The organism is Massilia sp. 01N410 (genome assembly GCF_056399665.1).
The window spans coordinates 92,776-116,232 of the sequence record NZ_JBFTRV010000002.1; the positions used below are offsets into that span (position 1 = coordinate 92,776).

Annotated in this window: 21 protein-coding genes and 1 tRNA gene; 12 read left to right on the forward strand and 10 right to left on the reverse strand. The window is 65.3% G+C overall.

All coding sequences use genetic code 11. The features are described from left to right. Positions 1-552, reverse strand: coding sequence for a cobyrinic acid ac-diamide synthase (locus AC1DOP_RS03055; RefSeq protein WP_477249749.1), 552 nt, complete (start codon positions 550-552; stop codon positions 1-3). Between the two features lie 209 nt (positions 553-761). Further along, positions 762-2,669, reverse strand: coding sequence for a sensor domain-containing diguanylate cyclase (locus tag AC1DOP_RS03060; protein ID WP_477249751.1), 1,908 nt, complete (start codon positions 2,667-2,669; stop codon positions 762-764). Between the two features lie 447 nt (positions 2,670-3,116). Here AC1DOP_RS03060 and AC1DOP_RS03065 point away from each other — a divergent pair, with 447 nt between their 5' ends. Continuing rightward, positions 3,117-4,247, forward strand: a complete 1,131-nt coding sequence (locus AC1DOP_RS03065; protein ID WP_477249753.1) for a serine hydrolase domain-containing protein — start codon at positions 3,117-3,119, stop codon at positions 4,245-4,247. Here the strand turns inward: AC1DOP_RS03065 and AC1DOP_RS03070 are convergent. Further along, positions 4,231-5,013 carry an MBL fold metallo-hydrolase gene (locus tag AC1DOP_RS03070; protein WP_477249755.1) on the reverse strand — a complete coding sequence of 261 codons (783 nt, stop codon included), beginning with the start codon at positions 5,011-5,013 and terminating at the stop codon, positions 4,231-4,233. The genes AC1DOP_RS03065 and AC1DOP_RS03070 overlap by 17 nt on opposite strands. 113 nt (positions 5,014-5,126) lie before the next feature. Here AC1DOP_RS03070 and AC1DOP_RS03075 point away from each other — a divergent pair, with 113 nt between their 5' ends. Beyond that, a complete protein-coding gene (locus AC1DOP_RS03075; protein ID WP_477250109.1) occupies positions 5,127-6,104 on the forward strand; it encodes a GlxA family transcriptional regulator in 978 nt (325 codons plus the stop codon). Here the strand turns inward: AC1DOP_RS03075 and AC1DOP_RS03080 are convergent. Continuing rightward, the gene (locus AC1DOP_RS03080) at positions 6,055-8,256 is read right to left on the reverse strand and encodes a TonB-dependent receptor plug domain-containing protein (RefSeq protein ID WP_477249757.1); all 2,202 of its coding nucleotides are present in this window, start codon (positions 8,254-8,256) and stop codon (positions 6,055-6,057) included. The two genes, AC1DOP_RS03075 and AC1DOP_RS03080, sit on opposite strands and share 50 nt — an antisense overlap. Positions 8,257-8,518: 262 nt before the next feature. Here AC1DOP_RS03080 and AC1DOP_RS03085 point away from each other — a divergent pair, with 262 nt between their 5' ends. Further along, positions 8,519-9,166 carry a PEP-CTERM sorting domain-containing protein gene (locus AC1DOP_RS03085; protein ID WP_477249760.1) on the forward strand — a complete coding sequence of 216 codons (648 nt, stop codon included), beginning with the start codon at positions 8,519-8,521 and terminating at the stop codon, positions 9,164-9,166. A gap of 70 nt (positions 9,167-9,236) precedes the next feature. Further along, positions 9,237-9,671 carry a DNA-binding transcriptional response regulator gene (locus tag AC1DOP_RS03090; RefSeq protein ID WP_442122533.1) on the forward strand — a complete coding sequence of 145 codons (435 nt, stop codon included), beginning with the start codon at positions 9,237-9,239 and terminating at the stop codon, positions 9,669-9,671. A gap of 12 nt (positions 9,672-9,683) precedes the next feature. Here AC1DOP_RS03090 and AC1DOP_RS03095 read toward each other — a convergent pair whose 3' ends face one another. The 3 genes from AC1DOP_RS03095 to AC1DOP_RS03105 form a co-directional block, all read right to left on the reverse strand. Beyond that, positions 9,684-12,245 carry a family 20 glycosylhydrolase gene (locus AC1DOP_RS03095; protein ID WP_477250111.1) on the reverse strand — a complete coding sequence of 854 codons (2,562 nt, stop codon included), beginning with the start codon at positions 12,243-12,245 and terminating at the stop codon, positions 9,684-9,686. Between the two features lie 16 nt (positions 12,246-12,261). Beyond that, the gene (locus AC1DOP_RS03100) at positions 12,262-13,551 is read right to left on the reverse strand and encodes a sugar MFS transporter (RefSeq protein WP_477249762.1); all 1,290 of its coding nucleotides are present in this window, start codon (positions 13,549-13,551) and stop codon (positions 12,262-12,264) included. A gap of 278 nt (positions 13,552-13,829) precedes the next feature. Continuing rightward, complete coding sequence (locus tag AC1DOP_RS03105; protein WP_056136492.1) at positions 13,830-14,039, reverse strand: cold-shock protein; 210 nt, start codon at positions 14,037-14,039, stop codon at positions 13,830-13,832. Between the two features lie 227 nt (positions 14,040-14,266). Between AC1DOP_RS03105 and AC1DOP_RS03110 the strand changes: the two genes are divergently transcribed. After that, a complete protein-coding gene (locus AC1DOP_RS03110) occupies positions 14,267-14,722 on the forward strand; it encodes a hypothetical protein (RefSeq protein ID WP_442122531.1) in 456 nt (151 codons plus the stop codon). A 325-nt stretch (positions 14,723-15,047) separates the two neighbouring features. On the opposite strand, the gene AC1DOP_RS03115 is transcribed toward AC1DOP_RS03110, so the two are convergent. Next, positions 15,048-16,004 (reverse strand): hypothetical protein, encoded by a 957-nt coding sequence (locus AC1DOP_RS03115; protein WP_477249765.1) that lies wholly within the window; start codon positions 16,002-16,004, stop codon positions 15,048-15,050. Between the two features lie 337 nt (positions 16,005-16,341). On the opposite strand from AC1DOP_RS03115, the gene AC1DOP_RS03120 reads away from it, so the two are divergent. Genes AC1DOP_RS03120 through arsH form a run of 4 tightly spaced genes read left to right on the forward strand, consistent with a single transcriptional unit; the run spans position 16,342 to position 18,673 of the window. Next, on the forward strand, positions 16,342-16,686 hold the full coding sequence (locus tag AC1DOP_RS03120) for an ArsR/SmtB family transcription factor (RefSeq protein ID WP_442122529.1): 345 nt from the start codon (positions 16,342-16,344) through the stop codon (positions 16,684-16,686). 27 nt (positions 16,687-16,713) lie between these two features. Next, the gene (locus tag AC1DOP_RS03125) at positions 16,714-17,202 is read left to right on the forward strand and encodes an arsenate reductase ArsC (RefSeq protein ID WP_442122528.1); all 489 of its coding nucleotides are present in this window, start codon (positions 16,714-16,716) and stop codon (positions 17,200-17,202) included. Between the two features lie 21 nt (positions 17,203-17,223). After that, on the forward strand, positions 17,224-17,961 hold the full coding sequence (locus AC1DOP_RS03130) for an aquaporin (RefSeq protein ID WP_442122527.1): 738 nt from the start codon (positions 17,224-17,226) through the stop codon (positions 17,959-17,961). After that, the gene (gene arsH / locus AC1DOP_RS03135; protein WP_477249768.1) at positions 17,954-18,673 is read left to right on the forward strand and encodes an arsenical resistance protein ArsH; all 720 of its coding nucleotides are present in this window, start codon (positions 17,954-17,956) and stop codon (positions 18,671-18,673) included. Before AC1DOP_RS03130 ends, arsH begins: the two co-directional genes overlap by 8 nt. 84 nt (positions 18,674-18,757) lie before the next feature. Here the strand turns inward: arsH and AC1DOP_RS03140 are convergent. Together AC1DOP_RS03140 and AC1DOP_RS03145 are read right to left on the reverse strand one after the other, a co-directional pair. Then, positions 18,758-18,848: transfer RNA gene (locus tag AC1DOP_RS03140), tRNA-Ser, on the reverse strand. Between the two features lie 77 nt (positions 18,849-18,925). Beyond that, complete coding sequence (locus AC1DOP_RS03145; RefSeq protein ID WP_442122520.1) at positions 18,926-19,243, reverse strand: helix-turn-helix domain-containing protein; 318 nt, start codon at positions 19,241-19,243, stop codon at positions 18,926-18,928. An 85-nt stretch (positions 19,244-19,328) separates the two neighbouring features. Here AC1DOP_RS03145 and AC1DOP_RS03150 point away from each other — a divergent pair, with 85 nt between their 5' ends. From AC1DOP_RS03150 to AC1DOP_RS03160, 3 genes are all read left to right on the forward strand, one after another. Further along, entirely contained in the window at positions 19,329-19,694 is a 366-nt protein-coding gene (locus AC1DOP_RS03150; protein WP_442122519.1) for a VOC family protein, read from the forward strand. Positions 19,695-19,986: 292 nt separating this feature from the next. After that, complete coding sequence (locus AC1DOP_RS03155; protein WP_442122518.1) at positions 19,987-20,649, forward strand: PEP-CTERM sorting domain-containing protein; 663 nt, start codon at positions 19,987-19,989, stop codon at positions 20,647-20,649. A 79-nt stretch (positions 20,650-20,728) separates the two neighbouring features. Continuing rightward, positions 20,729-23,434 (forward strand): polysaccharide deacetylase family protein, encoded by a 2,706-nt coding sequence (locus AC1DOP_RS03160; RefSeq protein ID WP_442122517.1) that lies wholly within the window; start codon positions 20,729-20,731, stop codon positions 23,432-23,434. The last annotated feature ends 23 nt before the right edge of the window (positions 23,435-23,457 follow it).

A 23,457-nucleotide genomic window follows, 5' to 3' on the forward strand; every position in this document is an offset into this window, starting at 1 on the left:
TCATGGGGCCAGGCCGAACGAGGGGTTCCGCGACGAGGCCGGAGCGGCGGGAACGGCGTGGTAGACCTCCTGGTACAGCGCCGCCGGATCGCACTCGCCGCCGGCGGCGACGAACAGGACCCGCAGGCCGGGGTTGAACATGCGTGCGTTGTCGATGCGGGCGAGCAGGGCATGGTGGCGCTCGCCATTCGCCTGTTCAGGCGACAGCGGCACCACGGCGACGTTGGCCATGATCAGCGCGGAGAGGCATTCGTGGCCGTCACCGCCGTCGGTATCGATGACGACGTCCGGAAAACGCGGATAAAGGCGCTCAAGCTCCTCGGGCAGACCGAAGCCGCGTACGGCACGCAGCTCCGGCATCGGGGCGACGCTTCGGCGTTCGCACTCCTCGGCCCACTGCCGGCTGGCCTGGGTGGAAGTTGCGTCGAGCAGCAAGACCCGGCGGCCGCCGCGGGCACGCAACAGGGCGAGGTGTTCGGCCACCAGTTCGCCGGCAAGCGGCGGCGCGTGGCGGGCGATGGTGACGATCATGATGACTGCACTCCTTGCCATGTTGCGATGCAAAGAAGTGTAGGCAGGGAGGTGTAAAAATTTTCTAAAAAGACGGGCAGGCTTGATAAACGATGCATTTACACGATCGCCGACGCCAGCCCGGCTTGGGCGAGCGGACATCCACGCCACCGCTTGCGCCGGTGGCGTGTCCTGCCTTCAGGAATGGAGGGAATTCGCAGCCGGCGCCGGGTGGCCGGCCGGGCGGCCGCTCAGTGCCTGTCGGCCACCAGCACCGACGAGGTATCGCGCCCTGCCCGCTTGGACTGGTAGAGTGCTTCGTCGGCGGCGTGCGCCAGCGCGGCCTGCTCCGGATGCGCGGACCAGGCGATGCCGATGCTGGTCGTGATCCGGCGCGGCTGGCCGTCGACCAGGAAGTCGGCGCGCACCGCTTCCAGCAGCTTGTCGGCGATGCGTGCGCACTCGCGCGCCGAACCGACCTGCTCGAGCACGATCACGAACTCGTCGCCGGCCAGGCGCGCCACGGTGTCGGTGCTGCGCACGGTGGCGGACAGGCGCTTCGCGAACTCGCGCAGCACGGCGTCGCCGCTGGCGTGGCCGAGGCTGTCGTTGATCTGCTTGAAGTGGTCGACGTCGAGGTAGACCAGGGCCATCGCCATCGCGCTGCGGCGCGAGCGCGCAATCGCCTGCGCCAGCCGCTCTTCATAGCTGCGGCGGTTCGGCAGGCCGGTCAGGTGGTCCGAGTGGGCCAGCGCATGCAGCTGGCGTTCGTATTCGCGCGCGGATGTCGCGTCGGTCGACAGCACGTAGATGCCCTGCACCACGCCGTCGCGCACATGCGGCAGGTAAGTCGAGCTGATCACGCGGCGGCGCCCGCGGCGCTCCTCTTCGATCTCGAGGGCCGAGGCATGGCCCTGCAGGCAGCGCTCGAGGGCCGCGCGGCGCGGCGCATAAAAGGTTTCGCCCATCGCCTCGAGCACGGTCCTGCCGAGCATCTCGGCGCTCTTCACCCCGAACCATTCCTGGTAGCGCTGGTTGGCGAAGCAGTAGCGCAGTCCGGTGTCGATGTAGGCGATCAGGGCCGGCACGTTGTCGGCGATGGTGCGGAGGCGCTCTTCGCTTTCGATCACGCGCGAGCGCGACTCGGCCAGTTCGGTGACGTCCTTCATTGCGACCACCGCGCCCAATGCCTCGCCATTCGGGCCCTTGAGCGCGCGGCCGCTGGCCAGCACGCGGTGCAAACCGCCCTGTTCGCACGCGATCACCATCGGTGCGTCCTTGACGTTCTCGCCGCGCAGGGCGCGCGCCAGCGGGATGTTCGCTTCTTCCAGCGGCGTGTGGCCGTCTTCCGCAAACAGGTTGTAGTGCCGGGCCCAGTCCCGCGCCACGACGTCGGCGACATCCATGCCGTGCAGGTCGCGCGCGGCGCGGTTGAACAGGGTCAGCGTACCGTCGGCGCCGCAGGCCACCACGCCGACGTCCACCGACTCGAGCACGGCGTCGAGCAAAACCTGCTTCTGCAGCAGGGCCTGCTGGGTCAGCATGCGCTGCCGGCCTTCCTGCTCCAGCAGCCTGTTCTTGGCGTGCAGTTCGCGGGTGCGGTCTTCGACGCGGCGTTCAAGCTGCACGTTCAGCTCGCGCAACGCCAACTGGGCGGCGTCGCGCGTGGCCACCAGCGCGCCGCGGTTCAGTTCATCCTGCACCATCTGGGCCAGGTCGCGCAGCATGCGTTTGTCGGCGTCACTGAACTCGCGCGGCTCCTGGTCGATCAGGCACAGGGTGCCGAGCGGCTGGCCGTCGACGCTGTGCACCGGCTGGCCCGCGTAGAAGCGGATGAAGGGCGAACCCAGCACCAGCGGATGGTCGCGGAAGCGTTCGTCGAGGCGGGTGTCGGGCACTACCAGCAGGTCGTCGAGGGCGATGGTGTGGCTGCAGAAGGCCACCGAGCGCGGCGTCTCGCGTACGTCGAAACCGACGCGCGACTTGAACCATTGGCGATTGGTGTCGACCAGCGAAACCAGCGCGGTCGGCACATCGAAAGCGGCGGCGGCGATGCGGGTGAAGCGGTCGAAGCGGTCTTCCTGCGGCGTGTCGAGCACTGCCAGCGCGTGCAATGCCTTGACGCGCTCCTGTTCTGCGAGTTCTTGTTGACTGAGCATGAAACGTCCTTGCCGCCGCGCGGCGAAGAAAAGAACCGGCTGGGTCGAGGCCGGTGGTCGGGATGAGCGATTCTAGTCCATCAAAATCTGGCTGTGCAGCATCTTTACAGCCATTGCCATACGGAAATCATTAGTTCGATTTCAACATATGAGATGAATTGTATAACGAAAGTATTTGAGAGAATTCAATATTTTTCTTGGATTCAAGAGTGACAGCGAGCTTGCGGGGAGGTCCGTACGCCTTGGCCGATGCCCTTGGAATGGCCTGTGCAGGTGTCGCGGCGGCGTGGGCACTACACAACATAATGCAAGGGTTTGCGTAGTACGCCGATGTCGCCGGTGCAGCGTAAGCCCTGAGCGCCGGCATTCGCGCTTTCGCGGGTATGACGGAGTGGATTCATGCGCCTATGGCATCATCTGCATCTGCGAGCCCAACCGGAGATGCCGATGAAATGGTTCATACCGCTATTCGCATGCCTGCTGTCTTCCTGCGCGGCCACGCCGCCCGCGCAGTCGCCCGCCGATCCTGAAATCACCCAGCTGATGCAGCGCGAAAAGCTGCAGGGCCTGGCCCTGGCCGTCATCGACGATGGCCAGATACGGAGTGTGCGCAGCTGGGGCTGGCGCAATGCCGAAAAGGGACTCCCGCTGCAGACCAACACCATCATGTACGGCGCCTCGCTGACCAAGGCCGCCTTCGCCTACATGCTGCTGCAGCTGGTCGACGAAGGAAAGCTCGACCTCGACGCCCCGCTCGAGCGCCTGCTGCCCAAGCCCCTGCCCGACTACCGGGAACCCGACGACTATGCCGACCTCGCCCGGGACGAGCGCTGGCGCAAGCTCACGCCGCGCATCCTGCTGACCCACTCGGCCGGCTTCGCCAACTTCCGCTGGCTGGAGCCGGACAAGAAGCTGCGCTTCCACTTCGAGCCGGGCAGCCGCTATGCCTATTCCGGCGAAGGCCTGACCATCCTGCAGCTGATCGTCGAACAGGGCCTGAAGCTGGACACCGGCGCGGAAATGCAGCGCCGCGTGTTCGACCGCTTCGGCATGCGCAATACCAGCATGAAGTGGCGCCCCGACTTTGCCGCCAACCTGGCCGACGGCTACGACGAGAACGGCAAGATGGAAGCGCACGACGAGCGCAGCCGGGTGCGCGCAGCCGGCTCGATGGACACCACCATCGAGGACCAGGCGAAGCTGTGGGCAGGCATCGTGCGCGGCGACGGCCTGAGCCCGGCATCGCGCGCGGCCATGGTGAAGGGCTGGCTGCCTATCGTGTCGAGGCACCAGTTCCCGACGCTGGAGGAAGGAACGGCCAGCTGGCCGCAGCAGCTGGCGGCCGGCCTTGGCGTGGTCAGCTTCCGGGACCGCAGCGGCGGGGCCGGCTGGTTCAAGGGCGGCCACAACGAGATCACCGCGAACATGGTGATCTGCCTGGACGCCAGGCGCCGCTGCGTGGTGATGCTGTCGAACGACGTGCGCGCCGAGCGCATCTACCCCGAGCTGGCGCGGCGCGTGCTGGGCGAGAACGACATGCCCTGGGCCTGGGAGTACAACTTCACGCCGCCGCACTGAAGGCGCACACCTCGCCATCCTCGGGCACCAGCACGCGTGCGCGCAGGCCCTGGGCGTCGAGGAAATCGCGCAGCGTCGCGCGCGACAGTACGCAGTGGTTCACCGCTTCCAGGTGGCTGGCGACGATGGTGGCTTGCGGCGCGGCCTGCGCCACCTTCGCCAGGTCGTGCTGGTCCATGATGATGGCGCCGAGGCCCGGCACCTGGGCGTCGCCGCAGTTCAGCACCACGACGTCCGGACGGTGGGCGGCCAGGCTGTCCTCGACGTGGCGGTTCCAGACCGTGTCGCCGGCCAGGTAAAGGGTCGGTTCATCCGGATGGCTGAACACCACCCCGCTCACCTCCCCCATGCGTTCGCCGATCGCGGCCATCACCTGGTCGCTGCCGTGCTGGCCGCCGGTCCTGTGCAGGACGATATCGCCGAATACGGCGCCGTCACCGAACACGCGCACGTCCTCGAAACCGTCGGCGCGGAGCAGCGCGGCGTCACGCAGGTTCTGGGCGAAGATGGGCAGGCCGCGCGGGACCAGGCGGCGCGCCGCATCGTCCCAGTGGTCGGCGTGCAGGTGGGTGACGACGACGGCGTCGACGTCCAGCAGTTCGCTCAGCGGAACCGGCAGGCCCACCAGGGGATTGGCGAGGTGGCTGTTGGCGGTACCCACGAAACCCGGGTAGGCGCCCTGTGCCGCGAGCAGGGGATCGACCAGCAGGCGCTTGCCGGCGTAGTCGATGACGAGGGTGGCGTTGCGGATCTGTTGGACTTGCATGTCGGCTCCTGAAGTAAGTGAATGTCGGAGCATTGTGCTGGCCAGCTATCAAGCCTGACAGTGGCCCACAAGCCGATATCCGATAGAATCGGGCCATGACAACATCCAAACCCATCCAGGTCGCCGTCATCGCCTTCGACGGCATGACGCCCTTCCACCTGTCTGTTCCCTGCCTGGTGTTCGGCAGCAGCCTGGGGGCGCAGGCGGCGTTCTCGCTGCGCGTCTGCGGACTGGACGGAGACACCCTGGACACCAGCGCCGGCTTCGGCATCCGGCCCAGCCACGGACTCGATGGGCTGGACGAAGCCGACATCGTCGTCATGCCTGCCTGGCACGACGACTGCCGGCCCGCGCCGGCGGCCTTGCTGGACGCGCTGCGCCGGGCGCACGCGCGCGGCGCCTGCGTGGTGGCGCTCTGCCTGGGCGCCTTCCCGGTGGCCGAGGCGGGCCTGCTGGATGGGCGCACCGCGGCCACGCACTGGGCCGCCGCGGACGCGCTGGCGCGCCTTTATCCGAAGGTGAAGGTGGATCCGGAAGTGCTGTACGTCGACGAGGACGAGGTCCTGAGCTCGGCCGGGGTGGCGGCCGGGATCGACTGCTGCCTGCACCTGCTGCGCCGCCTGTGCGGGGCCGAGGCGGCGAATGCGGTGGCGCGCCGGCTGGTGGTGGCGCCGCACCGCCAGGGCGGCCAGGCCCAGTTCATCGAACGGCCGCTGCCGGTGTCGCCCAGCGACGGCAGGTTGTCGCGGGTACTCGACTGGGTCAGCCGCCACCTGGACGCCCAGCACGACCTCGACGCGCTGGCCGGGCGCGCCGCCATGAGCCGGCGTAACTTCACGCGCCACTTCCGCCAGGCCACCGGCATGTCCTTCAAGCAGTGGCTGCTTGAGCAGCGCCTGGCCCACGCGCGCAGCCTGCTGGAGGGCAGCGATGCTCCGGTCGAGCTGGTGGCGCAGCGCGCGGGTTTCGGTTCCGCCCTCTCGCTGCGCCAGCATTTCCGGAGCGCGCTGCAGACCTCCCCGGCGGCCTACCGCCGCCAATTCAGAACTTTGTCTCGAGCATCGCCCGCACCTGCAGCATCGTCGGCGTGATCGTCGTATCGGTCAGGCGGCTGCCGTCCGCGCTCACATAGGTGGCGGCGCCGACGTTATCCTGGCGCAGGGTATTCGCCAGCGACATCCGCACCTGGGTCTTGGGCGTGAACTTCCACACGCCGTACAGGTCCAGCGAGCGCTTCACGCCGGCATAGGCGTACTGGTTCTGCGAGATGCGCACCGGGCCGCCGTTCTGGAAGCTCAGGCTGCCGCCGAAGGTGGCCGGCAGGCCGTCGAATTTATAGTCGAAGCCGAAGGTGCCGGAGAGGGGCGTCTGCTGATCCAGGCGGTTGTTCGGACCCGGCACCATCGACAGGCTGGACCAGCTGCGCGTGACGTTGGCGCGCAGGTCCAGCGCCGGCCAGCCCGGGAACATCTGGCGCAGCGGCAGCTTGGCTTCGAGTTCGATGCCGCGGGTGTTGGCGGCGCCGTCGTTGACCGGCATCGACACCCACAGGCCGTCGATGAAGAACACGCGCGAGTGGGTGATCTCGTCGATGTGGCGCACATAGGTGCTGGCCGAGAGCAGTCCGCCGCCCGGCAGGTAGTGTTCGTAGGCCAGGTCCAGGCCCCAGGCCAGTTCCGGCTTGAGCTGCGGGTTGCCCATCGTGTCCGGCGTGGTCGGGCTGTTGTTCGAGGCGATGCCGCGGCGCGGCACCAGGCTGGCAACGTTGGGCGCCTTGTAGGTGCGCGTGATGCCGGCGCGGATCTGGTCGTTCTTCGAGCCCGGGATCTTGTACAGGGTCTGGAACAGCGGGCTGAAGACGCTCGAACGGTTGTCGATCGCGGCGTAGCTGTTGCCTTCGCTCTTGATCTGGATGCCTTCCCAGCGCAGGCCGAAGTACACCGACCATTGCTGGGTCACGTTCCACTCGTCCTGGGCGAACAAGGCCAGCCGGCGCACGGTGGCGTCGAAGCTCTCGTCGCGGTTGACGATCGGCGCGCCGACCGTGGTGGTCTCGTGTTGCAGGCGGGTTTCGTTGCGCAGGCTGTAGGCGCCGTCCCAGCCGACCGCGATCGCATGGCCCTGTCCGACCGGACGCGAATACTTGCCGGTGCTGCTCCAGCCCTTGTCGGTGAAGTCGCTGTCGATGTCGCGGTCGAGCGCCAGCACATCGTTCGGGTAGTACTGCAACTGTCCCACGCCGCTGTCGCGGTGCGCGTAGTTGACGCCGAACTTGGCGTCGATCCTGGCACCGTCAAGCAGGCGCCTGGTCCACGACAGGTCGCTGCGCAGCATTTCCATCTTGTTCTCGGCATCGGTGGCGGTGGCCACGTAGCGCGGCGGCGCGCCCAGCGAAGTCACCACGGTCTCGGGCGCATCGCCGCGCGAACGGGCGATGTTGATGAAGTTCTGCGAGGTGATCACTTCGCCGGCGCCGAGATTCCAGTTGATCCGCGGCGACAGGCCGATCGCCAGCAGGCGGCCGCGGTTGCCGTCCCAGGCGACGCGATGCAGGACTTCGCGCCCCGCCGCGTCATAGCCTTCGGTGACGATGTGCGAAGGACGGTCCTGGCGGCCGTACAGCACGTTGCCGCTCATCGCATACGACATCTTGCCGCTCTTGTCCGACAGCTGGAAGGTCGAGACCGCGCCGTAGGCACCGTTCTCCGCCTGCACGCCGGTCTTCAGTTCGCGCTGCGCGGTCTGGACCTGGCGCTTGAGGACGATGTTGATGCCGCCGGCGATCGCCTGGGTGCTGTACTCGGCGGTGGCGGCGCGCATGATCTCGATGCGCTCGACCATCTCCGGCGACACCTGGTCCAGCGAGAAGCCCGGCGGCGCCGGCTCGCCGTTCAGCAGGATCTGCGTGTAGCCGTTGCCCAGGCCGCGCATGCGGACGTCGCCGCCGCGGCCCTGCACGCCGCCCACGGTAATTCCAGGCAAGCGCTTCAGCACTTCGCCGAGGGTGGTGTCGCCGTGGCGCAGGATCTCTTCCTGGTTGACGACGATCTTGGTGGCGGTATCGTCGCGGCGGGCGTCGTAGGCGGCGGCCTGGCCCTTGACCTCGACCTGCTGCACCGGGGCCGCTTTGTCCGCAGGCTTGGCCGTGGTGGCCTGGCCTGCGGCGTAGGCGCTGAACATGCCGAAGATGACGGGCGATGCGAGGAGCAGGCGGACGAGGTGTTGGGTGTTCTGGCGTGACATGGTTTTTGTTGTTAGCGATGAGCTGTTGATCGAGCCCGCATCATGCCGTCCAGTACGTACAGCCGACAGGCCGATGCGACGAAATGCCGAAAATACGGCGCGAAATGCTGCATGGCCATATGTACGGTAGCGCACTGTCGACCCGTTTTACATATTTGTGACGGGTATGCACCCTGCATTGTTAAATTCTTTTTCAAATCAAGGACGTGGATGCGCAGGCGCAATCCTTGCTTGTTAAATGGAATCATTTCTGGAGACACATATGTTCCGCAAGATTCTCTGCCTGGCCGCCACCGCCCTCGTCACCCAAGCCGCTTCGGCGAATGTCCTCTACACCTGGCAGCAGGTGGCACACACGGATGCGACGCCGGCCGGCCTGCATCTCGAACTCGAATTCACCGACACCGCCGTCGCCCAGGGCACACTCTCGCTGAACGTCGAGAACCAATGCATGGCGGAGATCTGCGAAGAACAGCAGGACAGCCTGCTGGCGCTGCACTACTGGTATGCCGGCGACGACGGCCAGCAGCACTGGAACCGCATCGACTACCGCTATCGCGATGAAACCCTGCCCGGCCTGCAGCGCTTGTCGATGACGCTGCAATTCCTGGCGGACGGCCGGATGAAAGGCAGCATCATGGCCAACGACGGCTTCTCGGATTTCACCATGCAGGGCGACGACGGCGTGTTCACCATGCTGTGGGCGCACAGCGACCAGCCGGACGGCTGCGGCGAAGCCTATCCCTCCTGCGCGGGCGAGCGCGGCGTCCTGCGCAAGGCCGCCCAGGTAGTCGCCCAGCCGCAAACCGAGGCCTTGCCGGAACCGGCCGGGCTGGCCAGCCTGGCGATCGGCGGCCTGGCCGCCTGGCTGGCGCGCCGCCGCCGCGGCACGCCCCTCAGGAATGGATGAGAAAAATTGTTACAACTTTGCGCTTGAACTAGCGTGAGGCGTCGTCATCCACCTATCAGGAGGATAGACGATGAAATGCGCACTGCTCGTAGAACATGACCCGCTGGCTTGCGGCGAGATTGCCACGCTGCTGAAATCGCTCGGCTATATCGTCGCGACCACGGACAGTCCGCGCGCGGCCCTGAACACGGCCCAGACGGTGCGCTTCGACCTGATCCTGACCTACACCACCTCCAACGCGGACGACCGCCGTTCCTTCATCGGCGAGATCACCCGGCTGGCGCCGCGCGCGCCGGTGGTCCTGCTGCTCGACGACGAAAGCCATGTGCCCCACTACCATGCGGGCCGCATCGCGGTGCTGGCCAAGCCGGTCACGCTGCGCTCGCTGCGCCGCGTGATCGAGTTCGGTATCGACGGCAACGGCGCCATGCCGTCCTATGCGATGCAGCCGGCGCCGCGCGACGAGCGGCGGCGCCAGGGGCAGCGGCGCATGCGGCCGCGCTGAAAGCGGCCGGCACTAGCGGCGCTCGACGCTCGCCACCAGCCCTCGCCTGCCGTTACGGTCGAAGGCCGCCGCCTTGATCGTGCCGCGCTCCGTGATCGGTCCCGTGACAGGCCGGCTGGCGGACGTCGGATCGCTGCCGTCAGTCGTATAACGCAGCGTGATCCCGGGCAGCGCATGATTCACCAGCACCTGCTCGCCATCCACCATCAGGCCGGGCGGCGCGATGCGGTAGGCCACGCCGGTCTGTTCGAGGTCGAGGCGCGGCAGCACGCGCTGGCCCAGCGCATTCACGAAGCCGGACCAGGCGCGGCGATGCAGCGCGGCCGCCTTCGCCGCATCCTGCTCGCCAGCCCAGGCCGGATCGGGCGCCCAGGCCCGTTCCGCCACCGCCAGCAGGCGCGGCATGACGAGGTAGTCGATGCGGCTGGCATCGCGCACGGTCTCGGTGAACAACGTCGCCTCGAGTCCGCGCACGTGGCGCTTGCCGTAGTCGGTCAGCCCGTCCTTGCCGACGCGCGCCGACTCGGGTGCATTCCTCAGCATGTCGAAGGGGACGAAGTCGTAGACGGTGTCCAGCTCGACGTAGTCGTTCCAGTTGACGCCCGGCTCCTCCGGATTCGGGTTGGCCGCCATGTCCAGGTACATGGCGCCGACCGGCGCCAGCACGATGTCGTAGCCGCCGTTGGCGAGGCGGTTGGCGAAGTCCTCGGCACCGCGCGAGTTGTTCCATACCCAGGCGGTGAAGCCGCGCGTGGTGAAGCGCGGATTCGGGATCAGCTTGCTGCGGCCGGCGAGCAGCGTCTTGCGCGCCGCCAGCTCTTCCCAGCCCGACGTGCTCAAGCCGTGCCGGCGCATGATGCCGTCGACGCGGTCGTAGAAGTAATCCCACAGGTCGGCCGTCGACGCCAGCTTCTCCTTGCGCATGCGCGCGAGGCTGGCGGGCGAGCGCTCCCATGCGCCGTTCGCCAGTTCGTCGCCGCCCATGTGGATGGTGCGCAGCGGGACACCGGCCTCGCGGTGCAGCGCCACGATCTGCGCGACCACGTGGTCGATGAAGGCGAAGGTCGAATCGAGGCCGGGATCGATGACGTTGTCGGTGAAGTACTGCGCCGAACTGTACTTCGAGCGGTCGTCGAAATCGTTCAGCAGGTACTTCGCGGCCTCCTTGCCGCCTGCCGCCTTCAGGCGGTGGTAGCGCGCCTCCATCGCCTGCACGGCGGCGCGCGCGTGGCCGGGCATCTCGATTTCCGGGATCACCTCGATGTGGCGGGCCTTCGCATGGCGCAGGATCGCGATGTAGTCGGCGCGGCTGAAGTAGCCGCTGCCGCTCGGGTCCTTCGGATCGGGACCGGAACCATAGGCCGGCTGCAGGCGCACGCCGGGCCTGGCACTGTGGCCGCGCACCGCGCCGATCGCCGTCAGTTCCGGCAGGCCGGCGATCTCGATGCGCCAGCCTTCATCGTCGGTGAGATGGAAGTGGAATTTGTTCAGCTTGTAGCGCGCCATCAGGTCGAGCCACTTGAAGACCGTCTGCTTGCCGTGGAAGTTGCGGGCGACGTCCAGCTGGAAGCCGCGATAGCCGAAGCGCGGGGCATCGACGATGCTCACTTCGTTCAGCACCGGTTCCTTTGCACCGGGCAGCGGCAGCAGGTCACGCAGGGTCTGCAGGCCGTAGGCGACGCCGGCGGCGCTGTTGCCGACGATGGCGATGCCGCTCCTGGCGTCGATCGTCAAGCGATAGGCTTCGGGCGAATCCTGGTCCTCCACCTTGCCGATGCCGAGCTGAAGCTTCGCACCGCCTGCGGGCAGGGCCTGCGGAAACAGCGAGCGTGCCAGCGCCGCTTCGTTCTTCAATGCGGCCGGCGCTTCCACTACCGGCTGCGCGTTGAGCAGCAGCCTGCCCTCGCCCGCCTGCATCCGCAGGGGCGTCGGCAGCACCGGCGGCAGCTCGGCGGGCGGCAGCAGGTCGGCGCGGGCGTTGCGGCGATAGGTATCCGCCGGCGTCACCACCGGCTTGGCGCCGCTGGTTCCGCGGTCCAGCTGTTCCGGCCGCGTCACCGGCAGCAGCGCGTAGTCGGCGATGGCCACGCCCAGCTCGGGAGCGGCGTCGTAGACCAGATAGGGACCGGTCGGCGCCTTGGCCAGCTTGATCACCAGGCCCGGGTAGGTATAGACGATGTCCAGGGTCTGGCCAGGGGCCACGCCCTGAAAGCCCGGCCCCGGCAGAATACGGAACAGGCTGCCCGCGACCTGCTCGAGCACCAGATTGCCGGCCAAGGGTCCGGGCATCATGCGGTCCAGGCAGTTGAAGTACAGCGACCAGCCCCGCGGCGGCAAGGGACGATCGTCGTGGTTGGTGAGAATCAGGCGCGCCTGCGAGCGTCCGTGCGGAGCCTCGGCGCTGAACAGGTTGCGCTGCAGTTCCCAGCGCAGCTGCAATTTCGTGGCGCTGGCGACGCCGCCCAGGGCGGCCGGCGCTTCCTGTCCGGCCGGGGCTTCCGCGATGGCCGGCGTCATCGGCGCGAGCAGCGCCGTCATCAGTGCCAGCGTCGCGCCGGCCGCTCCTCGAATCATCAAGCCTCTCTCCAGTTCAGCGCCAGCGGCGGATCTTGTGGCCGCTCGCGGCATACCAGAAGATCAGCGCATAGCAAGGCAGCAGCAGCCAGTAGGCGCTGCGCGGGGTGACGATGTCCGCCAGATGGCCGTAGAGCAGCGGCAGCAGCGCGCCGCCGGCGATCGCCATCACCAGCACCGCCGAGCCGCTGGCGGTATGCCGCCCGAGTCCCTGCAGGGCCAGCGGCCAGATCGCAGGCCACACCATGGCATTGGCCAGGCCAAGCAGCGCCAGGAACATCACGCTGTCCGGCACCAGCGGCGCACCGCTCCAGCCGAGCAGCGCCTGCGACAGCGCGGTGTCCGTGGTCGAACCGGTGGTCACGCCGACCGTCAGCAGGACGCCGACGAGGCCCGACAGCACCAGCGCCCGCTGCTGCGACATGAAGCGCGGGATCGCCACCACGCCGATCAGGTAACCGATCACCATGCACACCATGGTGTAGGAAGTCAGCACGCCGAAATTGGCGACCTTCAGCTCATGGCCGTACAGGCCGATGGTGTCGCCGGCGATCACCTCCACGCCGACATAAGCGAACAGCGCCAGCGCGCCCAGCACCAGTTGCGGGAACTGCAGGACCGAGGTGGCGTCGACACGGGCGTCGTCACCATCGAGCTCCGGCGGAATCTCGCGCAGCTTCGAAAAATGGATGAAGGCCATGATCACGAACAGCGCCGCCGCCATGCAGGCATAGGGGAAGACCAGCCGCTGCGCCAGCACGGCCTCGGACGCGGTATCGATATTCTTCAGCATCAGGCTGGTGAAGATGAGCGGCACGACGATGCCGGCCCCCTTGTTGAAGAGGCCCATGATGCTGATCCGCATGGCGGCGCTCTCGCGTGGCCCGAGACAGACGATGTAGGGATTGATGGCGGTCTGCATCAGGGTCATGCCGGTGGCCAGCGTGAACAGCCCGGCCAGGAACAGCTCGTAGTGCCGGCTCTGCGCGGCGGGAATGAAGAGCAAGGCGCCGATGCCCATGATGCCCAGGCCGAGGGTCATCCCCTTCTTGTAGCCGGTGCGCTTGAGGACCGCGGCCGACGGCAGCGCCATCACGGTGTAGGCGATGTAGAAGGCGAAGGTGACCAGCAGGGCCTGGAAGTTGGTCAGCTTGCAGACCACCTTCAGGAAGGGAATCAGCGAACCGTTCAGCCAGGTGACGAAGCCGAGGATGAAGAACAGGAGGCCGACGAAGAGCATGCCGACGACCACGTCGCGGGTCGCGTTGCTGGTCTGCTGTTCCTGGGGATTTGCGCTCAATTCCATGCCGAGGCACCTCGAGGTTGTCGATGTGGCATGCTAGCAGTCGCTTCCAGGCAAGTCTATCGATGGACCTGTTTAGCGGACTTGTTTAGTCGCCGCTAGCAAACTGCGATGTGAAGCGCTCGAGGCGCGCCCATAAAAAAACGGATTTACGATGAACGTAAATCCGTTTTTTCCTGCCGATCCAGGCCCAGTCGCTGGGTGGCCGGAGTCAGCTGAAATCCGGGCCCGCCGGGCACGGCAACGCTATTCGCGTCGCACGCGTCGCCAGGGCTGGCCGCTTAGATGGCGCGGATATTACCGGCTTTTTCGCCCTTCGGGCCGGTCGAGCGCACGAACGAGACGCGCTGGTTTTCGGCAAGGCTCTTGAAACCTTCCGATTGGATATCCTGGAAATGGGCAAACAGATCGCCGCCGCCTGCATCAGGGGTGATGAAGCCGAAGCCTTTGGAGTCGTTGAACCATTTTACGGTGCCGGTTTGAGTAGTCATTTTTAGTCCTTTAAGATGCATGGGCAAATCGCCCGAAACGCACATTCGACCAAGAGGGTGTAGCGGAGGAAATCAAACAGGACCGCCAGAAGGCGAGACGGGAGAGAAAGACCAACAATAACGACGACTTGATGTAGTGCGAGGTCCAATATACAGGGGCTTCGGCTTTTCACCTAATCATTTCGCGCTATTGTACAAAAAAAGGTTTTCACACAAATCAGTCTTGCATGAAAAAGGCAATTGTTATCGATCCGCCATCCGACTCGGTATCCGGAGTGCAATTCTCGAATCGGCGGCAGCATTTCCACAATTGCTGTATCTTGTGGACGCGTGACGCGACAACCATGAGGCTGAAAACAGAAATTACCATGAATGATAGAGAGCCCTACGATACAGATGATGCGGTAGCGGCTTTGCATGCCCTGCACTCGGCACTCGCCGACGATCTCGAAGAACTGGAAGCGCGTATCAGCGCTCTGGATCCTTCTCTTGCCGCCGTGGCGCTTCAGGAGAGGCATCAAATGGCTAATCTTGTCGAGGCCCGTACGGCCTTGTATAGCGGCCTCGCCAGTATCGAGGAAGTGCTCGGCTGGGTTCAGTGGAAAACCGAGGAAGATCCTGAAGGCGATGTCGCCGTTGCCATGCAGCCGCTGCCGACATTGCGCGGATACTCGGTTCATTGACGCCGGGTGAAAATCAGTGGCCGGTGCAGAATTTCAATTGGAGAATATAAATGAGTAAAAGCCAGGACGCAAAAAAATCCACCAAAAAAGAGCCCGCAAAGACGGCCAAAGAAAAGAAGGCGGACAAGAAAGTAAAGAAGGAAGAAAAAAAGCGTGCGCAATAATTATTGCGGTCCATCTTCTCCCGCCATCTGATCATCTTCAGAATGCCTTAACGGCAGCCGAGCCCTGTTTCCGGACAGGGCGGCGGCGAATCTCGCAGCGTCAATCCGGCGCGGCACTGCCGACCGGTCATTCCGGCAATCCCTTCCACAACGTTCCCGATTCACCGGAGTCCATCGTCATCTGCGTGCTGCGAAACGGATGCGGCTTCCACTTCGGCCACCCGGCGCACGACGAGGCTCGGCACCGTGTGAAAACGGTAGAACTGGCGCAGGCTGTCAGCGGCAAGCGCATGGGGCAAGGCATCGTGCACGACCGTGCGCTCGACCGGCAAGCGACGCGCGCCAGGGGACCGGCCGCGCAATGACAGCGCGGGCACCAGCAGGTCGCCGGCAAGCTGGAACCGGGCCGGGCTCTGCCATCGTGCAGTCGCAATCCATTCCCGCTCGGCATCCAGGCGCGGCGAACGGAAACGCGGCAGCACGGCGCCGACGGCCTGGCGAAACGCGTCCCAGCATGAGTCCAGCACCTGTTCGGCGTTCCCTTGTCCGAAGCGCCCGGTCGCCTGCACGTAGTAGGTTTCGAACGCGGTAAAAATCGCGTCCATGATGGCACGCTGGGTGTCGAGGTCGTAAATGACACGGCCGATTTCGAACCTCCGCTTCTTCGCGCCCTTCGCCGGAGCGATGTCAAGCTCGGCGGTGCGCAGGCCGAGCGCATATGGCCGACACTCCCCGCTTCGGCCCAGTGGCGCGTCCGCGCCATCAAACAATCGCACGACATAGCGGTCGAAGTAATGGCCGACAGGATGCAGGTCACGCGCGAGCGCATTCCCGAAACGATATTCCGGCGTATCCGATACACGGCTGCGCCGCTCGTCGATGAAGCAGCGCAGCAAGGGCAATGCATAGGCGTCCAGCGCGGCCTCGCCGGAAAAGCGGCTGTCGGGTGCTGGCCAGCTACCATCCTCGACCGCGTCGCGCACTTCCTGGCCGTTTGCGAGGACGTATAGCAGTGGCGGCGGGACTGCGGTCGCGTCGATCGCTTCCGTGAATCCGCGCTGCAGTACCGCGCCCAGCTCGGCTCCGACGACAAGCCGGACGTGCTTGTCAAACGTCATGGGCATTCCCCGGCAAACCATGGCCCAGGCAGTCAGCAAAATTCATCGGCATCCCGTTTCGAATTGGCGAGACCGATATCTTGCGCCAGGGGTGCGACAAGGCGCGTCGCGTTGAGAAGTTCACCGGAGAGATCGGCGCCGAAGACGCGCGACACATCTCGACCAATGCATCTCGACATAATGCTTATTAGTAATTCGACGAACGAAGAATATTAACTTTTCATCAACCTGTCAAATTATTTCGATACATTTGGAAGCGTCGTATTGTCACAAGCGGTCGCTTGCTACCGAGAGATTAATTCCACTATACTAGAATTATCAAATAATGGATGACCTCATGGAAACCAAACCGGCTCTCGCCGCCCTCGCCGCCCTGGCCCAGGAATCGCGGCTGGCAACTTACCGCTTGCTCGTGCAGGCTGGCCCTGCCGGCCTGTCGGCGACAAAGATCGCCGAAACCCTGAACGTGGCGCCGTCCTCGCTTTCGTTCCACCTGAAGGAGCTGGCCCACGCGAACCTGGTGACGCCGAAGCACGACGGACGCTTCATCTACTACGCCGCGAACTTCGAGACGATGAACCAGCTGCTGGGCTTCTTGTCCGAGAACTGCTGTGGCGGCAATCCCTGCACGCCGGCCAGCGGTTCAAGCTGCGAACCCAGCACGGCCGGCGCAAGCGCCTGATTCCTTACCGCTAACCAAAGGTCTACTGTGAACGTACTTTTCCTCTGCACCGGCAACTCCTGCCGCTCGCTCATCAGCGAAGCCGTCTTTAACCATCTGGCGCCAGCTGGCTGGCACGCCATCAGCGCCGGCAGCCAGCCTACCGGCAAGCTGAACGAGAAGGCGCTCGCACTGCTGGCCAGCAAGGAGATCCCTACCGAGGGCTATTACAGCAAGTCCTGGGACGACCTGCCTGTGACGCCGGACATCGTGGTGACTGTCTGCGCCAGCGCCGCCGGTGAAACCTGCCCGGCCTATCTCGGCCCGGTGCTGCGCACCCACTGGGGCGTGGAAGACCCGAGCCATGTGGTCGGCACCGAGGCGGAAATCAACGCCGCCTTCGAGACCGCCTACGCGATCCTGCGCGCCCGCATCGAAGCTTTCCTGGCTCTCCCACTGGACCAGTTGAAGAACGACAAGGCGCGCCTGAAGGCGGAGCTGGACCGCATCGGGACCCTGCAGCCGGTCGCGGACTGACGTGAACGGAGGACTTGCACAATGACATTTTCCAGACGAATCGTTGCCGAGGGCCTCGGCACGGCACTCCTGCTGGCCGTGGTCGTGGGTTCGGGCATCATGGCCGAGCGGCTGGCCGGCGGCAACGTGGCCATCGCCCTGCTGGCCAACGCGATAGCGACCGGCGCCGGCCTGCTGGCCTTGGTCCTGATGTTCGGGACGATCTCGGGCGCGCACTTCAACCCGGTCGTCACGCTGTCGGAAGCGTGGCAGAAGAATATGCCGGCCTCCGAGGTGATCCCCTACATCGCCGCGCAGCTTGCCGGCGCCTTTGCCGGCGTGGCTGCTGCGCACCTGATGTTCGACGTCCCCCTGTTCGTCGCGTCCGAACACGTGCGCACCGGCGCCGCGCAATGGTGGAGCGAATTCGTCGCCACCTTCGGCCTGATCGCCGTCATCATCGGGTGCTCGCGCAGCCGGCCCAGCGTGACGCCGTTCGCCGTCGCGGCCTACATCACGGCCGCCTACTGGTTCACTTCCTCGACCTCGTTCGCCAACCCGGCGGTGACCCTGGCGCGCAGCGCCACCGACACCTTCGCCGGCATCCGTCCCGCCGACGCATTCGGCTTCATCGTGGCGCAGCTGCTGGGTGCCGCAGCCGCGACGCCGCTGTTCTGCTGGCTGTATCCGGCGGCGCACCGCGAGGCGTCGGTGGCCGGCACGGTGGCGCAAAGCGACTTCGCCAACGCCGGACAACCGCAGGAGGTCAAGCATGGCTGAGCGACTGCAAAACCTCCCCAACATCAAGCCCGAGCTGCTGGACATGCCGACGATCGGGAGGCTCGAACCGGCCGGCGACATGAACCATCCGCCACGTATCCTGATGCTCTACGGCTCCTTGCGCGAACGCTCCTTCAGCCGCTTCCTGACCTGGGAGGCGGCGCGCATCCTCGAGCACTTCGGCGCCGAGGTGAAGATCTTCGACCCGATGGAGCTGCCGATGGTCGGCAGCGTGCCCGAGACGCATCCGAAGGTGGCCGAGCTGCGCGAGCTGTGCCTGTGGTCCGAGGGCCAGGTGTGGTGCAGCCCCGAACGCCACGGGGCGATCACGGCCGTGATGAAGAACCAGATCGACTGGATTCCGCTGGAACAGGGTGCCGTCCGGCCAAGCCAGGGCCGTACGCTGGCGGTGATGCAGTTGTGCGGCGGCTCGCAATCCTTCAACGTGGTCAACACCCTGCGCCTGCTGGGCCGCTGGATGCGCATGTTCACGATCCCGAACCAGTCGTCGGTGCCGATGGCCTACAAAGAATTCGACGAGGCAGGCCGCATGCGCCCGTCTGCCTACTACGACCGCGTGGTCGACGTGATGGAGGAGCTGTTCAAGTTCACTCTGCTACTGCGCGGCCGCGCCGACTACCTGAACGATCGTTACAGTGAGCGCAATGAGCGGGCGCGCAAGGCGATCGACCGGCAGATCGAAAAGCTGTAGGCCAGCTCGACCGAATTCGATTGGGGGTCGAATTGTGGGTAGAAACGACAAAGCGGCCCGGAGGCCGCTCTGTGTCTATGTTCTTGGCGGAGAGAGGGGGATTCGAACCCCCGATAGGCTATGAACCTATACACGCTTTCCAGGCGTGCGACTTAAACCACTCATCCATCTCTCCTGATGGGTTTTCGCATGGCTGCGAAGCCGCCTATTATAGCAAGGATTCCCAGCAGTACAAGAGGGACGATCCAGGCGTCACGCAGCCTCCAGCCGGCGGCGCCATGGCCGCAGCACCTGCCGCACCGGATTCACCTGCGAACCGGCCTCCTCCGCAGCGATCAACCCGCGCCGCTTCAGGTGCCGCAAGGCCACCTGTACCGCCGACTTCGACAGCCCCGTTTTCACCGCAATCGTCTGCAGGCTGGCCGGCACCTGGTCGCGGCCGAGCGCCTGGGCGCTGTGCAGCAGGAACAGGTAGACCACGAAGGCGGCCGGGCGCCGGTCGTGGCCGACCAGGTCGGGCATGAGGACGTCGAACACGTAGGCATCGAGCGAGGACTGGCGGGTAGTCATAAAAACTATAGTAGTTAAAAGCACACAGCCGATGATGCTGCCACGATAATGCCGATCATTACAAGCAAAAACAGAAAGCCTCCCCATGATTACCCAACTCAAATTCGTCGGCATCCCCGTGTCCGACCAGGACCGCGCCCTCGCCTTCTACACCGAAAAACTCGGCTTCGAAATCTCCACCGACCAGCCGATGGGTCCGGGCAAGCGCTGGATCGAGCTGCGCGTGGCGCATTCGAGCACCCGCGTCGTGCTGTTCACGCCGGATGGACATGAAGATCGCATCGGTACTTTCTTCAATGGTTCCTTTGCTTGCGATAACGTGGAGGCGACTTATCGCCAGCTCAGCGCGCGGGGTGTCGAGTTTATCGAGCCGCCTACTTCGCAGCCCTGGGGTTCGTTTGCCAAGTTCCGGGATCCTGACGGGAATACCTTTGTGCTGTCTTCTTCCTGATCTGTTGTATTCAGGACATGCGTAGCTGCCTGTAAAGTCTCCAAAGCTCTGCTCCGTGCTACACTGCCGAGCAGAGCCGTATCACATCCTCTCCACGCCAGCGAGCCGGATGTCCGCTCCACCATCTCATCGGCCCCATCCCTGCCGGTAACCGTCGTCGACACGCGTACACCGTTATCGGGTCCAGGACCAGAACGTCCTCTTCTATCGAATACCGACAGACAGCTTGCGTCATGCGTGCCAGACGGCGTTTTCCCATATCGCTATTTCGCAACTATTTATCGGAGTTCCCATGCGCCTCAAGCTTGCTATCGCCCTCGCTTCCCTGATGGTTTCCATGTCCAGCCATGCCACCCTGCTGACGAATGGCGGCGCGGAAACCGGTACCTTGCTCGGCTGGACCGTCGGGGGCGTCTCCAATCCGCGCGTCGACGACGGCAGCTTCGATCCGGGCATCGATCCGCACAGCGGCAACTATATGTTCAGTGGCAACCGTGGCCTGTGGGGCACGCTGACGCAGAACGTGGTGCTGCCGTTCTTCGGGCAGTCTCGCCAGGTCGCAGTGTCGTTCTGGGAACAGGGCCTGGACCAGGACATCCCCAGCGACAGCGCCCACGTCGCGCTGACCTATCGCGGGAAGGACGGCAGCGTCATCTCGACCGTGTCCACGCCCAACATCGATTCCCACGACGGCGTGTGGCAGCAGTACCAGGGCGTCTTCGACGTGCCGCTGTGGGCCTGGTCGGTGGACTACACGATGTTCTTCACCCGTCACTTCGGCATCGACCTGGACTCCTTCATCGACGATAACTCCCTCACCCTGCTGAATAGCGGAATCTCGCCATCCCCGTCGGATCAGGCAGGCCTGCCGATCGACCTGCCCGAGCCGTCGAGCGCAGCCATCGTGCTGCTGGGCCTGGGATCGCTGGCCCTGCTGCGCAAGCGCCGCGCCTAGTCCGCGCTCGCGCTTTTTCCTGTTCCAGATCGGGCGAGTGGTGCTATTGTTGCCAAGTTATAATTTCTAGCACCTGGCCGTGAAACGCAAAGCCCTTTATCTCGTCATCTTCGCCGTCGCCGCCGCTGGAGCGGGCTCCGGCACCTGGCTCGCTTCCCGCAAGGCCGGCACGCCGGCGCCGCAAGCCGCTGGGCCGGCCATGAATGTCAGCGCCATCTCGGCCGACCTGGGCCGCGTGCTGGAAGCCTACCGCAAGATGATCGTGCTGACGCTCGACGAGGACGCCCTGCCGGGAGCGGCAAAGGCCCAGACACACGCAGTCGGCCAGCAGCTCTTCCACGAGAACCAGGAACGTACGGCCAAGCTCGACGAGGCGCTGGCCAGGCTGCTGGCCTCCGGCGATCCGCGCCGCTTCGACGCCGTCGGCAGCCTGCTCGATTACGTCGAGTCGAACCAGGGTCTGTACGACGCCGACCGCCTCGCCTTCCGCGAGCTGATGCAGTCGCTGCAGGCTTACGTCGCCAAGGAATCGTCGCTGCCCGCCATCAAGCTGCACAAGCGCATCTCGGAAGACCTCGACGCGCTGGCCGAGATCGAGCGCAACTACGAGAAAGAGATCAGCGCGGTGTTCGAGCGCTACGAGTCGCGCTCGATCGCCCTCAGGCGCGAGAAGTGGGACAGCTACGTCGCCTACCTGAAGACGCTGTACCAGCGTGACCGCATCCTCAAGGATTACGGCGTGGTCCTGCCCTACCCGTCCAAGCCTGAACCGGCGGAACCCGGCCCGCCGCAGGCGCAACAGCCGCAGAAGGAGGAAGACGAGATCTTCGGCAAGGCGCTGCCGAAGAAAACCGTCGTGCTGACCTTCGACGACGGCCCCCATCGCCGCTACAGCGAAGAGATCGCCGCCATCCTCAAGCAGTACGATGCGCCCGCCGTGTTCTTCAGCGTCGGCCGCAACCTCGGTTCGCTGGATGCGAACGGCGCGGCCCACCTCAATGCCGGCGCGGACGTCAGCCGCAAGCTGAAGGCGGCGGGTTATGTGCTGGCGAATCACAGCCTCACGCATGCGCAGCTGTCCAAGCAGAGCGGCGATGGCTTGAAGGTCGAGATCCTCGGCACCGATACGCTGCTGAAGGCGGTCGACCCGCAGCGATCGAGCCTGTTCCGCTTCCCCTACGGTGCGCGCAACAAGGAAGGCATGCACATGCTGGCAGATGCGCACCTGAAATCGGTGATGTGGAATATCGATTCGCTCGACTGGGCCGATCCGGTGCCGTCCTCGATCGCCGACCGCGTGCTGCGCTCGGTCGAGAAGGAAGGCCGCGGCATCATCCTCTTCCACGACATCCATGAGCGCACCGTCAAGGCCCTGCCGCTGGTGCTGGAGAAACTCGCGGCCGAGGGCTACCAGTTCGCCGGCTGGGATGGCAAGACGTTCAAGGCGGCCGGTGCTCCGGCCAGCGGCAACGCGGCACCCGCCCCCGTGCCGCGCGCGGCCGCCACCGGCTATGCGAATTCATGGGCGATCCTGGTCGGCATCGACGACTACAAGAAGTGGCCGCGCCTGCAGTACGCGGTGCGCGATGCCGAGGGCGTCGGCCAGGTGCTGGTGCAGAAGTTCGGCTTTGCCCCCGGACGCGTGCTCACGCTGAAGAACGAACAGGCGACGCGCGCCGGCATCCTCGGCGCCTTCCACGATCTGCTCGAGCGTGGCAAGAGTGAGGGCGGGCTGCAGCCGAACGACCGCGTCTTCGTGTTCTTTGCCGGCCACGGCGCCACGCGCAAGCTCAGCTCGGGCCGCGACCTCGGCTACATCGTTCCCTATGATGCCGATCCGGATAACCTGGCAACCGATGCGATCCCGATGACGGAAATCCAGAACATCGCCGAGAGCCTTCCGGCCAAGCACGAGCTGTTCGTGATGGATGCCTGCTACAGCGGCCTTGGGCTGACACGCGGCGGCGCCAATGCGTCCTTCCTGCGCGAGAACGGACGCCGCCTGGGCCGCCAGATGCTGACCGCCGGCGGCACCGACCAGCTGGTGTCCGACGGCGGTCCGAACGGCCACTCCATCTTCACCTGGACCCTGCTGCAGGGGCTGGGCGGCAAGGCCGACCTGAATGGCGACGGCCTGATCACGGCTACCGAGCTGGCGGCCTATGTGGCGCCGGCGGTGTCGAGCGTGTCGCGGCAGACGCCGGCCTTCGGCAGCCTGCCGGGTTCGGAGGGCGGCGACTTCGTGTTCGAACTGCCGGAAGAGACCGAGTTCCTGAATACGCACACGGCCCAGCTGTCGAACGACGCGATCGCGCTGAACACGAAGCTGGATGCCAAAGCCTCGGCGCCTTCTTCAACAGTGGTCGTGAAGGACCTGCAGGGCGGCACCGCGACAATTACCGCGCCTGCCGCGGTGCCGGTATCGGGCCGCCAGCAGGCCCAGCGCGCCAACGACCACGGCCTGCAGCTGTACAAGGAAAAGCAGTACGCCCAAGCCGAAGCGCAATTCACGGAAGCCTTGAAGCTGCGGCCGAATTTCGCGCTGGCGGCCAACAATCTCGGCTTCGTGTTCTACAAGCAGGACAAGTATGCGGAGGCGGCGCGCTGGTTCGAGAATGCGATCAGGATGGATCCGTCGCGCGCGATCGCCTATATGAACCTGGGCGATGCGTATGCGCGGGCTGGCCAGCTCGAGAGAGCCAGGTCTGCGTACAAGACCTATCTGGAACTGGCGCCTGGGGGGAGTGGAGCGGGGTATGCTAAACAGCAGTTGGAAAAACTGTAACGCTTGCCACGACGGAATTGGGA